At 61.7% G+C, this 13,699-nt stretch carries 11 protein-coding genes and 1 tRNA gene; 7 read left to right on the forward strand and 5 right to left on the reverse strand.

What is annotated here, in order from left to right; translation table 11 throughout:
- Window positions 1–314: 314 nt before the first annotated feature.
- Window positions 315–959 carry a helix-turn-helix transcriptional regulator gene (locus H6650_18640; GenBank protein ID MCB8954029.1) on the forward strand — a complete coding sequence of 215 codons (645 nt, stop codon included), beginning with the start codon at window positions 315–317 and terminating at the stop codon, window positions 957–959.
- A gap of 155 nt (window positions 960–1,114) precedes the next feature.
- Window positions 1,115–3,022, forward strand: coding sequence for a S9 family peptidase (locus H6650_18645; protein MCB8954030.1), 1,908 nt, complete (start codon window positions 1,115–1,117; stop codon window positions 3,020–3,022).
- 36 nt (window positions 3,023–3,058) lie between these two features.
- On the opposite strand, the gene H6650_18650 is transcribed toward H6650_18645, so the two are convergent.
- Window positions 3,059–3,484, reverse strand: coding sequence for a hypothetical protein (locus H6650_18650; protein MCB8954031.1), 426 nt, complete (start codon window positions 3,482–3,484; stop codon window positions 3,059–3,061).
- A 229-nt stretch (window positions 3,485–3,713) separates the two neighbouring features.
- On the opposite strand from H6650_18650, the gene H6650_18655 reads away from it, so the two are divergent.
- Together H6650_18655 and H6650_18660 are read left to right on the forward strand one after the other, a co-directional pair.
- Window positions 3,714–4,346: a redoxin domain-containing protein gene (locus H6650_18655; GenBank protein ID MCB8954032.1), complete on the forward strand. Its 633-nt coding sequence runs from the start codon at window positions 3,714–3,716 to the stop codon at window positions 4,344–4,346.
- Window positions 4,347–4,483: 137 nt separating this feature from the next.
- Complete coding sequence (locus H6650_18660) at window positions 4,484–4,834, forward strand: Rieske (2Fe-2S) protein (GenBank protein ID MCB8954033.1); 351 nt, start codon at window positions 4,484–4,486, stop codon at window positions 4,832–4,834.
- 4 nt (window positions 4,835–4,838) lie between these two features.
- Here H6650_18660 and H6650_18665 read toward each other — a convergent pair whose 3' ends face one another.
- Window positions 4,839–5,390, reverse strand: a complete 552-nt coding sequence (locus H6650_18665; GenBank protein MCB8954034.1) for an RNA 2'-phosphotransferase — start codon at window positions 5,388–5,390, stop codon at window positions 4,839–4,841.
- Between the two features lie 96 nt (window positions 5,391–5,486).
- On the reverse strand, window positions 5,487–7,088 hold the full coding sequence (gene aroB / locus H6650_18670) for a 3-dehydroquinate synthase (GenBank protein MCB8954035.1): 1,602 nt from the start codon (window positions 7,086–7,088) through the stop codon (window positions 5,487–5,489).
- 134 nt (window positions 7,089–7,222) lie between these two features.
- Here aroB and H6650_18675 point away from each other — a divergent pair, with 134 nt between their 5' ends.
- Genes H6650_18675 through H6650_18685 form a run of 3 tightly spaced genes read left to right on the forward strand, consistent with a single transcriptional unit; the run spans window position 7,223 to window position 10,729 of the window.
- The gene (locus H6650_18675; protein MCB8954036.1) at window positions 7,223–9,370 is read left to right on the forward strand and encodes a SpoIIE family protein phosphatase; all 2,148 of its coding nucleotides are present in this window, start codon (window positions 7,223–7,225) and stop codon (window positions 9,368–9,370) included.
- A 1-nt stretch (window position 9,371) separates the two neighbouring features.
- Window positions 9,372–10,469: a YcaQ family DNA glycosylase gene (locus tag H6650_18680; protein MCB8954037.1), complete on the forward strand. Its 1,098-nt coding sequence runs from the start codon at window positions 9,372–9,374 to the stop codon at window positions 10,467–10,469.
- On the forward strand, window positions 10,466–10,729 hold the full coding sequence (locus tag H6650_18685) for a YdeI/OmpD-associated family protein (GenBank protein MCB8954038.1): 264 nt from the start codon (window positions 10,466–10,468) through the stop codon (window positions 10,727–10,729). The genes H6650_18680 and H6650_18685 overlap by 4 nt, the downstream gene beginning before the upstream one ends.
- 424 nt (window positions 10,730–11,153) lie before the next feature.
- Here the strand turns inward: H6650_18685 and H6650_18690 are convergent.
- Window positions 11,154–11,225, reverse strand: a tRNA-Lys gene (locus H6650_18690).
- A gap of 122 nt (window positions 11,226–11,347) precedes the next feature.
- The gene (locus tag H6650_18695) at window positions 11,348–13,636 is read right to left on the reverse strand and encodes a DUF389 domain-containing protein (GenBank protein MCB8954039.1); all 2,289 of its coding nucleotides are present in this window, start codon (window positions 13,634–13,636) and stop codon (window positions 11,348–11,350) included.
- Window positions 13,637–13,699 lie beyond the last annotated feature (63 nt).

Consider the following 13,699-nt stretch of genomic DNA (forward strand, 5'->3'; position numbering starts at 1 on the left):
CAACGGACCAAGTCGTTCCTAAAGGGTGCGTGGCGTTCTTCTTGACACCGTCGTTTTTGGAGGGCGAACGCTGTCCCGCGCGGGGAATTTTAGGATTTTCCCTGGCGTTGCCAGGCGTACAGTGCCGAGGCGACGCCCTCGACCCTGGCAGAAACCCCTGGTTTTCCTTCATATTTCTTTGCAGGATTTTGGCTTGCGGGTCATCAACAGAAGTTCCCCGCACACTTACTAAAAATCATTCTTGACAGGCGGTGCGTTTTCCATTAGAATCTCTTACATCGTTAAATTATTTTCAAATGGTTGAGAGGTGTCGAATGTTTGATGAGTTTATCCAGGCGGAGCAGTTGGTGATTTCTGATCTGGAGACATTGAAGGTGTTGGCGGACCCGCTGCGGATGCAGGTGTTGCAACTGCTGCTGAAGCCGAAGACGGTGAAAGAGGTGGCGGCGCGGTTGGAAATGCCGGCAACCAGGCTCTACTACCACGTCAATCAACTGGAAAAACACGGCCTGATCGCCATCGTCACCACCAACGTCGTCTCCGGCATCATCGAAAAGACCTACCAGGCCATCGCCCGCGACTTTTGCGTAGACGACCAACTTCTGGCCCTGACCGAATTTACGGACAAGACCGTGGCCGACATCCTCAGCGTCATTTTTGACGCGGCAAAGGAAGATGTGCGGCGCAGTGTCAATGCCGGCCTCATTGACCTGGCCTCCCCGGCGCGCGGCGACGAGCCGCCAGATCGCCTGCTGGGGCGGGCCAATTTCATGCTCACCTCCACGCAGTTCCAGGCGTACTTGGGGCGCTTGACGGCGCTGCTGCAAGAGATCGAAGAATGCGCGGCGGCAAACGAGCGTGAGAAGGAAACATCCGGCGCGGAACTGCGACCCTATGGCCTGACGGTCGGTTTTTATCCCGTCCATTTGATTCAAGACACGTTAGACACCTCCAACTGACAACCATCAACTGAAAACGACCAATCTTCAGCCCTCCGATTCCGTTAGCGCCAAGATTGGTTCATTCTCCGTGAGTAACTACCAGGCCAGATTGGACCCACTTTCTCTGGTGAAATTGGTCTAATCTGAACGAAAATACCAAACAGGAGTTCTCCATGATCCGTATCGAATCCCTTTTATCCGCGCGACTGTTTCTCGTGCCGCAGCTTGTTGACCATCGGCTCTATTTCATCAGTAATCTTAGCGGGCGGATGAGCCTCTACGCCATGGACGAAGGGGGCAGCGTGCCCGAACCGCTGCTGCCGCCGCACATCGCCCTGCAAAACCCGGAATTGATGAATGGCAAATCCTTCCAGGTGTATCCCGAATTGGGCCAGATCATGGTGATGATCGACGACAACGGGGATGAAAACTACCAGCCCATGCTCATCCCTCTCTCCGGCGGCTTTCCCGAACCCGCCTTCGCCAATGCCTTTGCCCCTTACAAGACAAACCTGGTCGAGGCCTTCCCGGAAGACAACGTCGCCATTTTTTGGGCGGAGTGGCGGGATAAGCCGTTGTCCGTTTCATTCTGGGCCAATCTGGCTACGGGCGAAATCGTGCAGTTGATGGAATCGACCTATGGCGGTTTCCCCGTGGGCATGACGGACGATTACGGTCAGGCGATTGTGATGGAAGCGTATGGCGCGGGCGACCACGTGGCCTATCTCTGGCAAAAGGGCGTGGAGGAGCGGGAACTGCTCTATGGCGTGCCCCTGGCGGATCGTCAGCCTGGTCAGCATGTGCCGGCAAACAGCTTCTCCAACGCCTATTTTGTACAGGATAACCAGGCGCTACTCTTCTACAACTCCATTTTTGACGACAAATATGGCCTGGGACTGCTCACCTTCGCCGATCCCGCCCATCCGCGCCCGGTGGCCATTACCGGGCAGGCGCATGAAGGCGTGGGGGAGTTGAGTGATTTTGCGCACCTGGCGGGGAATCGCTACCTCATCGGCTACAACATTGACGGGTGCAGTTGGCTGTATGAGGGCGTGTTTGACGCAGACGCGCTGATGATGACGCTGGACAAGGTAGTGGTGGGGCAGCCGCCGCTGCATGGGGGTGTCCTCAAGGGGTATCACTACGACAAGGGCAGCGACCGGTACGTGGTGTCGTATACGACGGCGGTATCCCCACCGCAGTTGGTGGTGATCGCGGGGGCGGATCGGGACCAACTGGCGTACCAGACGCGGGAGCGGGTGTTGGGGATTCCGGCGGATTGGCTGTCGCCGGGAGAGGATGCGTCGTTTACGTCGTTTGATGGATTACGGGTTTCGGCGCGGTTGTATATGCCGGCATCTTCCCTCAACTACCACGGCCCCCGTCCCCTCGTCTACTACATCCACGGCGGCCCCCAGAGCCAGGAACATCCCGACTTCGCCTGGTTCTCCATGCCCCTGATCCAGTTCCTCACCTTGCGCGGCTTTGCCGTATTCGTCCCCAACGTGCGCGGCAGCACCGGCTACGGCTTCGCATACATGAACCGCGTGGTGCGCGACTGGGGCGGGCAGGACCGCCTGGACCACGTCCACGCCATGACCGAGGTTTTGCCCCAGGATGCGCGCCTGGATGTCAGCCGCGCGGGCGTCGTAGGCCGTTCCTACGGCGGCTTCATGACGCTGACGCAAGCAGGCCGCCATCCTGAACTGTGGTCGGCGGCGGTGGATATGTTTGGTCCCTACAACCTGCTCACCTTCGCCGACCGCGTGCCCGAATCCTGGAAGCCGTATATCGCCATGCTCGTCGGCGACCCCGTCACCGAACCGGATTTCATGCGGGAACGCTCCCCCAGCACTTACATTCACCAGATTCAATGTCCGCTGCTGGTGATTCAAGGGAAAAATGACCCCCGCGTGTGGGAGCAGGAGTCGCGTGAGTTGGTGGAAGAACTGCGCGGAATGGGGAAAGAGGTGGATTACCTCATGTTCGCGGACGAGGGGCACGACGTGCTCAAGTTCGACAACCGCGTGCGCTGTTACAACGCTATCGTTGATTTCTTTGCCGCCCACCTGCGCCCGTAAAAACAAAAGGGGCGGGTCTTACGCCCGCCCCACTGTCTATTCCTCCAGGCGCTTTGCCAGACGGGCCAGCGCCTGGCTCAGCCAGCGCAGGCCATGCCGGGCGGCAGTCGTGGCTGTTTCCTGGACATTATCGCGCGTGAGTTTTGCCGGCATTTCCGCCATTTCCCGCTTCACCTCCGCCGTCACCCGATCCGTCACCGCCGTCGTCACTTTGCCCGACTGCTCCGCCACCTTGCGTCCCCCCCATCGCAACCCCTTCCGCACCGCCGGACGCCCCTTTTCCCGCCACGCCTGGCGTGCCGCGGCCGCCGCCTGGTCCCCCAACTGCCGCGTCGCCTCCGCCATCTGATCCCCCAATTCATTCAGGCGCGTCTTTTCCGCGGTCCGCGCTGCCGGCAATCCCTTCTCTTCCTCTTCCTGTGGAATCTCAATCTTCATATACGTCTTTTCATCGCTCATCATGTCCGCTCCAGTTACGTGCCGTGGACAGATCGCCACGGCAAACCTGACACCCTGTACGCAGGCGGGCCACGATTGTTGCGCCCGCCGCGTGGAGGGGTGATGCCTGCGTCCAGGCGATCCTGTCACACTTTTGTAAGAAATGAATAACGTTCATGTAAGGGGTGGAGGGGATAATGCCGGCATTCACCCTACCCTCTACCCCTGACCACTTCCGACCGGAGGACCAACCGTGAACCGATTCAAACTACTATTCTGCCTCTTACTCAGCGCACTGGGCGTTAGCGTCGCCGCCTGCGCGCCGACGGCGGACGCACCGGAACCGTCTGCGGCGGCCCGGCCAACCGACGCGCCGACGGCAGCCCCTACAGCAACCACAATTGCGGCTGTTTCCGCCCCCGATCTGCCAGACCTCGGCCCCGCGCCCGAACTGCGCGACGATGTCTGGCTAAACACGGACGGTCGGGTGCTGCGCCTGGCCGATCTGCGCGGCCAAGTGGTGCTGGTGGAATTCTGGACCTTTGGCTGCATCAACTGCCAGCGCGTCATTCCCTACATGAACGAATGGCAGGCGAAATACGCGGGTGATGACTTCATCATTGCCAGCATCCACTACCCTGAATTCAGCTATGAGCGGGACATCGAGAACGTAAAAGAGGCGCTCATCCGCCACGACATCGCCTACGCCGTGGGCATTGACAACGACCGTCAGACCTGGGCCGCCTACAACCAGCGCTACTGGCCCACGCGCTACCTGATCGACAAAAACGGCCACCTGCGCTACACCCACATTGGCGAAGGGCAGTATGACGAAACGGCGGCGGCGATTGAGGCACTCATGGCGGAGCCTGATCCCGGGCAATAGCGGTTGCCAGGAGCGTGGCATACGTCACCTGGTTCGTCCTGTCCGCGTCCTTCCCCGTTTGTTCGCGTCCTGTTCGCGGGCCAATCTTTTGTGATCGGATATAATCCTGCCTGGTGGGAAGCCAGGCAGGTGTTTTTATGCGCATACGTCGCCCCCAACCTGTGCCCGATGCGGATGGATTTGTCGAAGTCGCCGCCACTACGGCCGTTGTTGCCGGCAAACTCACGCCGGCAACCATCCACGGCAGCCACTTGCTGCTCACGCGCTACCAGGGCAAACTGCTGGCCTTTGGTCGTTACTGCCCCCATGCGGCGGGCGACATGCGCCAGGGTAGTGTGGTGCGGCACAAAATCGTCTGCCCGGAGCACGACTACAGCTTCGACATGCGCACCGGTCGCATTTTGTGGCCGGAGGATGAGGTCTACCGCCTTCCTTGCTATGAAGTCAAGGAGGAAGATGGCGTGATAAAAGTGCGGCTGCCGCGTTGACAATTCAGGGCGAAGAAAGGAGGTGGATGAAATCGGGGGGGACAAAGTCCGCCAGCCAGATGCCGTTGTTCTCCCGGTAAAATAACACCCCGCCCGCCGCCGCCGCGGCCGCGTCCAGGGTCAGAATCACGGGATGAGCCGCCTTCCGCCGACCCACAATGCGGGCCGTTTCCACATCTTGCGACAGATGCACATATTGGCGGCGCATGGGCTTCAACCCCTCCCGCAGAATGATCACCGCCGTTTCCGGAGCCGTGCCGTGGTAGAGCAGCGCGGGCGGCGGCGTGGGTTCCTTTTGGATTCTTTGGGAGATACTATGCCCATACAGCGCCCGAATCCGCCCATCTCGCAGCTCATACCGCTGTTTAGCCGCCTGTGCCATCATTGCCCGCAGGTCCGCTTCCGTCAGATGCTGCCACTGGTGGCGCATCCGTGCCAACGCCGTCAGCAGATCGGCAACCGGCGTCCAGCCTTCCTCGTCCAATGCCAGGCCAAAATCTGCCGGCGCATGGCGCAGCGCCCGCGAAATCGTCTTGCTCAACTTTCGATAATCCATTTTCGATCATGTCCACTTGTTGAAGATTCGCGCTGAAATAAGATGCGAATTGCGCCAGTTGGAAGGAGACGTAAGGAAGCAACTCTGTGGCCCTGTTTAATTACTGCGCCTGAGGATGCGGAGTGTCTCTTTGACAGCCGTGGCGGGAGCGTCGTCGGTGATGAAGGCATCCCCGATGGCGCGCAGGAGGATGAAGCGGAGCGCGTTCCCCCGTTTTTTCTTGTCGCGCCCCATGGCGGCGAACAGGTCATCCACGGGCAGCGATGGGGGAATGCGGGTGGGCAGCCCCAATCGGCGCAGCAACGATTCGATCTGCGCGGGCAAGGCCGCGTCCGCGTGCCCCAGGCGCGCAGAGAGGTCTGCGGCGGCCACCAATCCCATGGCGACGGCCTCCCCGTGGCGCACGCGGTATTGGCTCACTTGCTCAATGGCGTGCCCGAAAGTGTGGCCCAGGTTGAGGATGGCTCGCTGCCCGGACTCGAAAGGGTCGCGTTCCACGATTTGCTGCTTGACCTGGATGGCGCGCAGGATGAGGGAGGGCAGGTCGGGGCTGTCAGGGGTGATGAGGGTGGCTTGTTGGAGGAGGGCGGGAGAGGCCAGTAGCCCGTGTTTGACGACTTCGGACATGCCGGCATTAAACTCCACCCGCGGCAATGTCTCCAACGTCTCCACATCCGCCAGCACCACATTCGGCTGCTTAAACGCCCCCACCAGATTCTTCCCCTGCGGCAAATCCACCCCCGTCTTTCCCCCCACGCTGGCATCCACCATCGCCAGCAGCGTCGTCGGGCAAGGTGCGAACCCCATGCCGCGCATGAACGTGGCCGCCGCAAACCCGGCCATATCCCCCACCACACCGCCGCCCAGGGCTACCACCGCGCCGTGCCGGTCCATGTTTGCCGCCAGCAGCGCATCGTAAATGCCCCGCACCGTCTCCAACCGCTTGTACACCTCGCCTGCCGGCAGCGCGATCACCGTTTCCAGACCACAGCGAGCGGCGTGCAGCGGTCCCACGTTGCTGTCCGTCACCAGTGCCGCCGGTCCCGTCACCCACTGCCGTAGCCGGGGCAGCAGCCCGCGCCCCACGACGACGTCGTAGCTGCCGTCGGGATAGTGGACGGTTAGTTCGTGCGTGTCGGCTATTGTGGGCGACCAGCGATTTTGCGCCAGGCCGTTCAAAATTTCCGCGGCGATGGCGGCTGCCGTTTTCCCCGCCGTATCCACTTGTGGAAACCGTCCATAAGCCGCCGCGCGTTGTTGCAGCAGCCGCTCTACTTGCGCCGCCGGGTCTGGCACGTCCAGCAGGGGCCGCCGTCCCTCCTCCAGGCTGATGCGGCGCACGATTTCCGCTGGCGGCGCAGCGAGGCAGAGGGTCAGGCCGCGCCGGCCCAGGTCGAAGGCGTTGGCCGGGTCCAACATCAAGCGCCCGCCGGTGGCGATCACTTGCCGCTCGCCCTGGCTTAACGTCAGCGCCGCCAGCGATTCCCATTGGCGAAAGCGCGCCCCGCCATCTTCAGCAAACATGTCGGCGATGGAAATGCCGGCACGTTCCACAATCCACGCATCTGTATCCACAAACACCCAGCCCAGCGCCCGCGCCAGCAGACGCCCCACCGTCGTCTTGCCTGTGCCCATGAAGCCGGTCAGAACGAGATTGGCGAAAGGATATTGCGTGGCTGCTCTCATCGTTTTGCTCATGTTGTCGTCAGGTCTGCTTGCGGAAGGTTGCTGCCGGCTTGCCGCTTTGTCCTCAGGCTCGTACAATGCGCACAGTGGGGGAATTGTACGCCAAAATGACGATTACGGCTTGAACGACACCCGCGAAGGACGTGATGGACGATTCCCAGACGACCATGCCCCACGATAGGCTTTTTCGGTTGGCGCAGCGATTGCGACCGGAGTTGGCGTCTTTGCCGGCAGAACCACGGCGGCAGGCGTATGGCGAAATGCTGCCCCTGCTCTTCACCGCGCCATTGGCGCTGGCGGCCGGCGTCTGGCTGCTGCTGACGACGGATTGGCGTTTACTCTCTGTCGAGGGCGGTATGCTGCTGTTGCTGGTTGCGGTGGGCTATCTCTTTGCCCGCTATGCGCCCGTTTTCTGGCTTGATGTAACGGGTGATTCCCGCCTGAAATTGGTCGTGACGTTGTGGCCGCTGGTGGTTTGGGCCACGACATTGGCCGTGGGCATCAATGGGCTGTGGCTGGCCGTTGTCTGGCCCTTATTCCACTTCCGCTGGTCCCATCGCTACCCGATCTACTTGCCGCGACAGCGGTTGTGGGGGCGGTTGGGGGCATTGTCACAGTCGCTGGCGGTAGTGGTGCTGCCCGGGTTGATCGCGTTGGCGGTGTACCAGGCGTTGGGGGGGGGGCTGCCGTTGCCTGGGTGGCGATTGGGGGGATGGATGCCGGCATTTGCCGCTACCGTCGTGATGGCGGTGTTGCCCATTTTCAACATGCTCCCCATTACGGCCTATTTACGTCGTTTTGCCGGCACGCCCCCGCACACCGACGTCTGGTGGCAGCTCGTCCTCGGCGCGACCGCCTTCCTGGTCGCCGCCTACACCTTCGCCCTCCCCGGCGCGGCCCTCTACGGCGCGGGCGGCGCGTCCGTTTTTCTCTTCTACGTTGCCGGCGCCTGGTTGGTGACGCTGGCCGCCTACGCCCTCGGCCAGGTAATGGAGCGGCACCGCCAGGAGTCGCGCAAACTCTCCCAGCTAGAGCAGTTGGCGCAGGCGCTCCTGAACGCACCCGTCGATTATACGGACCTGCCCGTTATTTTGAGAGCATACATACCCGCCATCTTCGGGCACAGTTGGCTGGAAGTCCGCGTTTTTCCCGACGAACGTCTCTATCGGCAGGCAGGCGGTTGGCCTCCCGTGGAGGACGACGTGTGGCAAAAACTGCGCGCCAGCCACGCCCCCTTCCTCCTTCTGCCCATGGTTGCCCGCGCCGAGGTGCAGCGCGACGCCCTCAACGCCATTGTCGTGCCCATTGTCGTCGCCGTGGAGGAACCGGAGCGCGTGGGCGGCATCTACCTGGTGATGCACCGCCACCTGGGAGACCCGGCCACCTGGCTGCCTGCACTGCAATCCGTCGCCGCCCAGATCGCCTCCGCCCGCTACCGCGTGCAGAGCCATCGCCGCGTCCTCGAATACCAGGCGCAGGTATATCAACAAGAAGTGTTTGCCCAATCCTACAAGGCGGAGGCCTACGCGCAAAAGCTGGCTTACCAGCAGGTGCGGCACGAACTGCAACTGGCGGGCGAGATTCAGACGAGTTTTTTGCCCCGCTTCATCCCCGAAGTTGCCGGCTGGCAGATCACGGTCACCCTGGAGCCGGCCCGTGATGCGTCCGGCGATTTCTATGACTTTATCCAATTACCAGATGGTCGGATCGGGTTGTTGATGGCGGATGTTGCCGGCAAAGGCATTGGCGCGGCAATGTACATGGCCATGTGCAGCACCCTGATCCGCTGCTATGCTCTGGAATACGGCCTCAACCCCGCCCGCGTCCTGGCCGCCGCCAACACCCGCATCCTGGCCGACACGCACACCAACTGGTTTGTCACCGTCTTCTACGGTGTGCTTGATCCCTATACCGGCATACTCACTTATTGCAATGCCGGCCACAACCCGCCCTTCCTCTGGCACGCGACCAACAACGGCCACGCCCACGCCCTCACGCGCACCGGGCTGCCCCTGGGCGTGCTGGCGGACCTGACCTGGGGGCAGCAGCAGGTGGACATGGCCTCGGGCGATGTCCTCGTCCTCTACACCGACGGCATCACCGAAGCGCAAGATGAAGACGAAGACCTGTTCGGCGAAAAACGTTTGCAGCGCGTCGTGGCCGCCAATCTAGGCCGCGCCGCCGAGGTGATCGAGTTTAAGCTAATCGCGGCCGTCGAAGATTTCGTCGGCGACGCCCCCCAATTTGACGACATCGCCTTGATGATCGTCACCCGCGAAGCAGCAGCGAGATGATATGAGCTTAACGATTGACGAACTGCGCCGCCGCGCAATCACGAATACACTTTTCCCATCGACAACGCTGCCGGCAGCTGTTTCGATGCTTGGCTTTGTGCAGGCGGACCCCATTGCCGCCCCCGCGCGGGCGCAAGACCTGGTGCTGCGCCACCGCGTCGTCGGCTACAAGGCGGGCGACCTGGAACGTCACTATCCTGGTTCGATCCTGGAGGAAGACAACCTGCACGTCTACGGTTTTCTCCCCCGGCGCACCCTGGCGTGGCTCCATCCCCGCCCACAGCACGCATGGCGGGCGGAGCGCGAGCATCCGGGACTGGCGGACGAAGTGCTGGCGTTTGTGCGGGCCAATGCTCCCTGTCACCATCGCCACCTGGAAGCGCATTTTAAGAGCGCGCGCACGCGAGGAAGTTGGGGTACACAGGCCAGGGCCACTACCCGCTTGTTGGACATGCTTCATTATCGCGGGCGATTGCGCGTCGCTCGCCGTGAAGGCAATCTGCGTTACTACGAAGCCGCGCCGCCGCCGGATAGCGCCTACGACGCGGAAGCGCGCCTGCGCCATCTGGTGCTGGTGGTGATAAAACTGTATACGCCTATCACGGAGTACACGCTACGCGACCTGGTGAACCGGCTACGGCACGACATCCCGGGCGTGAAGAACCACCGCAAAGTGGTGGCCCGAATGGTAGAACAAGGCGATCTGATTCGCGCGGAAGTGGACGGCATCGGCTACGTCTGGCCCGCGACCGCGACCGCGCCCGCCGCGGGTGCGGTGGACGAGCAAGTGCGCCTCCTGGCTCCCTTCGACCCCGTTGTGTATGACCGCAAGCGGTTTGAACATCTCTGGGGCTGGCCCTACCGCTTTGAGGCATACACGCCAGCGGCAAAGCGGCAGTGGGGGCATTACGCGCTGCCGCTGCTGTGGCGGGACGCCGTCATCGGCTGGGCCAATGTGTCTGTGGCGGATGGGCGCATGGCGGCGGAGGTGGGCTTTGTCGCCGGACGCCCCGCGGAAGTCGCCTTTGCGCGCGAACTGGACGCAGAACTGGCGCGCATGGCCGAATTCCTGGGCGTGGCGGAGGGGGAAGTCAAATGAAGCAGCCAGGCTCACGCCTACAGCGCCCCCGGCAACCCATGCCAGATTTCGTGCGCGAGGCGCTGCTGCGCGCCGACCTGATGACGGCTTACGAAGCCCGCCCGCCCTACCAGCGGAACGATTATCTGGGCTGGATCAACCGCGCCAGACGGGAAGAGACGCGGCAAAAACGGCTGGCGCAAATGCTGGACGAACTCGCCAGCGGGGACCGATATATGAACATGCCTTATCGTACTCAATCCGATGCCGGTGGGGGATAAGCTGACGCCTGAATGTGCTTGAATGTTGGCCGCAATCAGCGATTTACAACAGGTAGGTAACTGGTTGCCAGGTGGACATGGCCGGGCAAATCGTCTGGCCGTTCTTGAGGAAGCGTCAGGTGGTGCGTTTCGTTGGCGCGCGCCAATGATTATGTGCCTGGGCGCGGCGTCCAAAGTCTCTGGTAAAGGGTGAAGAGGGCGGGCTTTGTTGGGTCTTTGGGACTTGGCGAGGTCTTGTCATTTGGCGCGAAGCGAAGGCCCCAACACCTCTGAGATGCTTCGCCTTGCCCGGCCTGACATGCGTAAAACCCTATGCGACCCGCAGGCTCCAGGCTGAAAAAGAAAAAGCCGGAAATTGGCAGATTTCCGGCTTGCTCAGGGGCTATGTGTAAACCGCTCGTTAACAACTGCATAACCCCTTTTGTGACCCACCTAGGATTTGAACCTAGAACCTGCTGATTAAGAGTCAGTTGCTCTGCCGTTGAGCTAGTGGGCCGTGTAAAGCGTGTTAAATTATAGCGAATGCTGGCCGACTGTCAAAATGCACGTCCACGATCAATTCCACAATCAGCCATTCTCATTTTGTGGGGTTCCATGTAGATGCGGTCATTGGGCGTGTCAGGGGGTGGCTTCGAGGTATGCCGCCAGCAGCCATCCTTGCTGTTCATCGTAGATGACGGCTTGCCAGGTGACGTTGTCCACGGTTGTGGTTTCGTCCAGGAGGATGACGGTTGTGCCCTGGGGGAGGAAGGCCAGCAGGGCGGAGGTGGAATCGGGTGCGGCGCGCAGGTTGAGGCCGTAGGGGTAGGTGACGGTGGCGAGGCGAGGTGTAGGGGTGGGCGTTTCCGTAGGCGTGGGGGTGGCTGTGGGCGAGGGAGTGGCGGTTTCGGTGGGCGTGGAGCTGGGGGTGAGGCTGGCGGTGGGCGTCGGGGTGGCCGTGCTCGTTGGTGTGGGGGTGAGGGTAGGTGTGGCCGTTTCCGTGGGCGTGGGGCCGGGCGTGTTGGTGTTGGTGGCGGTGGGCGTTGGGGTGAGCGTTGGCGGTGTGAAGGGGTCTAACTTGGTGACGTCAATGACGGTTAGTTCTAAAGCGACTTCGCGCTGCAAATCCGTGCCGATGGCTTCTTGCAGGTGGACGACCTCCTCATGGGTGATGGGCTGGGTGGCGCGTGTCACAATGGTCAAGTTGAGGATGCTGTCTTCGAGGCTGCCGATGCTGACGTCTACTAACTCGGCGCCGGGGATTTCGGCGACGCGGGCGGTGGTGACCTGGCGAATCTGGGTCTGGATGGCGGTGGCCTGGGCGAGGCTGTAGGTGATGAGGCCAAGCAGGACGGAGATGGCAGCGAGGAGGACAAGGGCGAGGCGCACGGTGCGCACCTGGACGGAGCGTCGTTCTTTTTGAGTGACGGTGGGGCGGAAGCCGAGGGCGAGGAAGACGAGGATGGCGGCGGAGGTGATGGCGATGAAGTTGGTGGAGAAGAGGAGAAGGGCGCCGAGGCCGAGGCGAAAGGGGGTGTCGGTGAAGATGGCGTTGGCGAGGGCAATGCCGGCACTGGACAAAGGAGGGACCAACGCCGCCGCAATCGCCACGCCCGGTAGCGCCCCTGCCGCATCTGACTCGCACAACGCATATGCGCCTGCCATCCCCGCCAGCAGCGCCACCCCCAGGTCAAGCAGTGTGGGCGCGGTACGGGAGAGGATTTCCGGCGTGAGGGGGGAGAAGGGGCGCAGCAGGCCGATGAGGAAGCCCACGACCACCGCCCAGAACGCGCCCCGCAGCACCGCGCCCACGGAGAGGCGCAGGAAGCGGGCGTCGCCGAGGACGATGGCCATGCCCGTGCCTACGATGGGGGACATGAGGGGGGCCACCAGCATGGCCCCAATGATCACGGCGGGGCTGTTTAAGAGTAATCCCAGGGCGGCAATGCCGGCAGAAAGCATAATCAGCGTGAAGAAATCTGTGTCCGGGCGCGCGTTGCGGCGAATACGCGAATAAATCTGCACCCGTTCACTCAGCGTCTTTCGCTGAAAAACCCGCTGCAACCCCCAGGCCAATCGATTACTCCAATTACCCAGCAAGTTACTGGCTTGACGCACCACCACCACGGGTTTCTTGCTCTGGCGCACGACCGTGTCCACGATATTGCCAAACAGCGCCTTGTCAATGGAACTTTCGCGGCTGGCCCCCATAATCACCAGATCATAATCCCCATTGGCTTCATCCACGATGCCGCTCACCGCTGTCGGCGCGGAAACCACTTTGGGCGTGATGCGTTCGCCGGCGTCCACGAATTGCAGCATCTGGCGCAACCGCGCCAAGCCACCCGCCTCCGCCGTGGAGCCTTCGTATGGCGTGGCGACGTACAGCGCCGTGATGGCCGTGCGTGGCGTCAACGGTAGCAAAAAGTTGAGTGCGTCTACCGTATTTGGACCGCCCGCCGTGGGCACAAGGATATGATTCAACGGCGGGGGAGCCGGACGGCCACTCTCGGCATCCGTACTCAGTACATTTTGTCCGTAAATCTGACCCCGTACGACGGCGACATGACAGGGAAGCTGATTGAGGTTAATCCAACTCTCTACATCTGCCCGTGTCAGCACCAGGTCAATATCCGCATCCTGGACCAGCTTGGACAGTGCCTTACTGCGATCTTCCGCCTCAATTAGCAAGGGATAATGCGTGACCTGTTCCTGGCAGGCGGCTTCCGCCTGCGCCAGGGTCGCCCGCGCACGGCTGACGGCAGGCTCATCCGCCTGTTTCAGCAGCACAGCCGTGATGAGTTGCCCGTTGGCGCGCGCCAGATGATGGCCCAGCACCCATGTCAACCCCAGGTCTTGCCCTGGCGCGAGCAGAACCAGCGCCCGCCATGCCTTGCCTTCGATACGAGGTCCGTCAATAATCCTCATAGCGCGCAAGTATAATCAGAAAGAAGGCTTTAGGAAAGCGAGACGCACCGAACCTTCCCAGAC

Source organism: Ardenticatenales bacterium (assembly GCA_020634515.1).
GTDB lineage: Bacteria > Chloroflexota > Anaerolineae > Promineifilales > Promineifilaceae > JAGVTM01.

Excerpts from the sequence above, each read along its gene's own strand:
- H6650_18675 (MCB8954036.1), top strand. The coding sequence starts at position 7,223 with ATGGACGATTCCCAGACGACCATGCCCCACGATAGGCTTTTTCGGTTG.
- H6650_18685 (MCB8954038.1), top strand. The coding sequence starts at position 10,466 with ATGAAGCAGCCAGGCTCACGCCTACAGCGCCCCCGGCAACCCATGCCA.
- H6650_18665 (MCB8954034.1), bottom strand. The coding sequence starts at position 5,390 with ATGGATTATCGAAAGTTGAGCAAGACGATTTCGCGGGCGCTGCGCCAT.
- H6650_18660 (MCB8954033.1), top strand. The coding sequence starts at position 4,484 with ATGCGCATACGTCGCCCCCAACCTGTGCCCGATGCGGATGGATTTGTC.
- aroB (MCB8954035.1), bottom strand. The coding sequence starts at position 7,088 with ATGAGCAAAACGATGAGAGCAGCCACGCAATATCCTTTCGCCAATCTC.
- H6650_18695 (MCB8954039.1), bottom strand. The coding sequence starts at position 13,636 with ATGAGGATTATTGACGGACCTCGTATCGAAGGCAAGGCATGGCGGGCG.
- H6650_18645 (MCB8954030.1), top strand. The coding sequence starts at position 1,115 with ATGATCCGTATCGAATCCCTTTTATCCGCGCGACTGTTTCTCGTGCCG.
- H6650_18640 (MCB8954029.1), top strand. The coding sequence starts at position 315 with ATGTTTGATGAGTTTATCCAGGCGGAGCAGTTGGTGATTTCTGATCTG.
- H6650_18650 (MCB8954031.1), bottom strand. The coding sequence starts at position 3,484 with ATGATGAGCGATGAAAAGACGTATATGAAGATTGAGATTCCACAGGAA.
- H6650_18680 (MCB8954037.1), top strand. The coding sequence starts at position 9,372 with ATGAGCTTAACGATTGACGAACTGCGCCGCCGCGCAATCACGAATACA.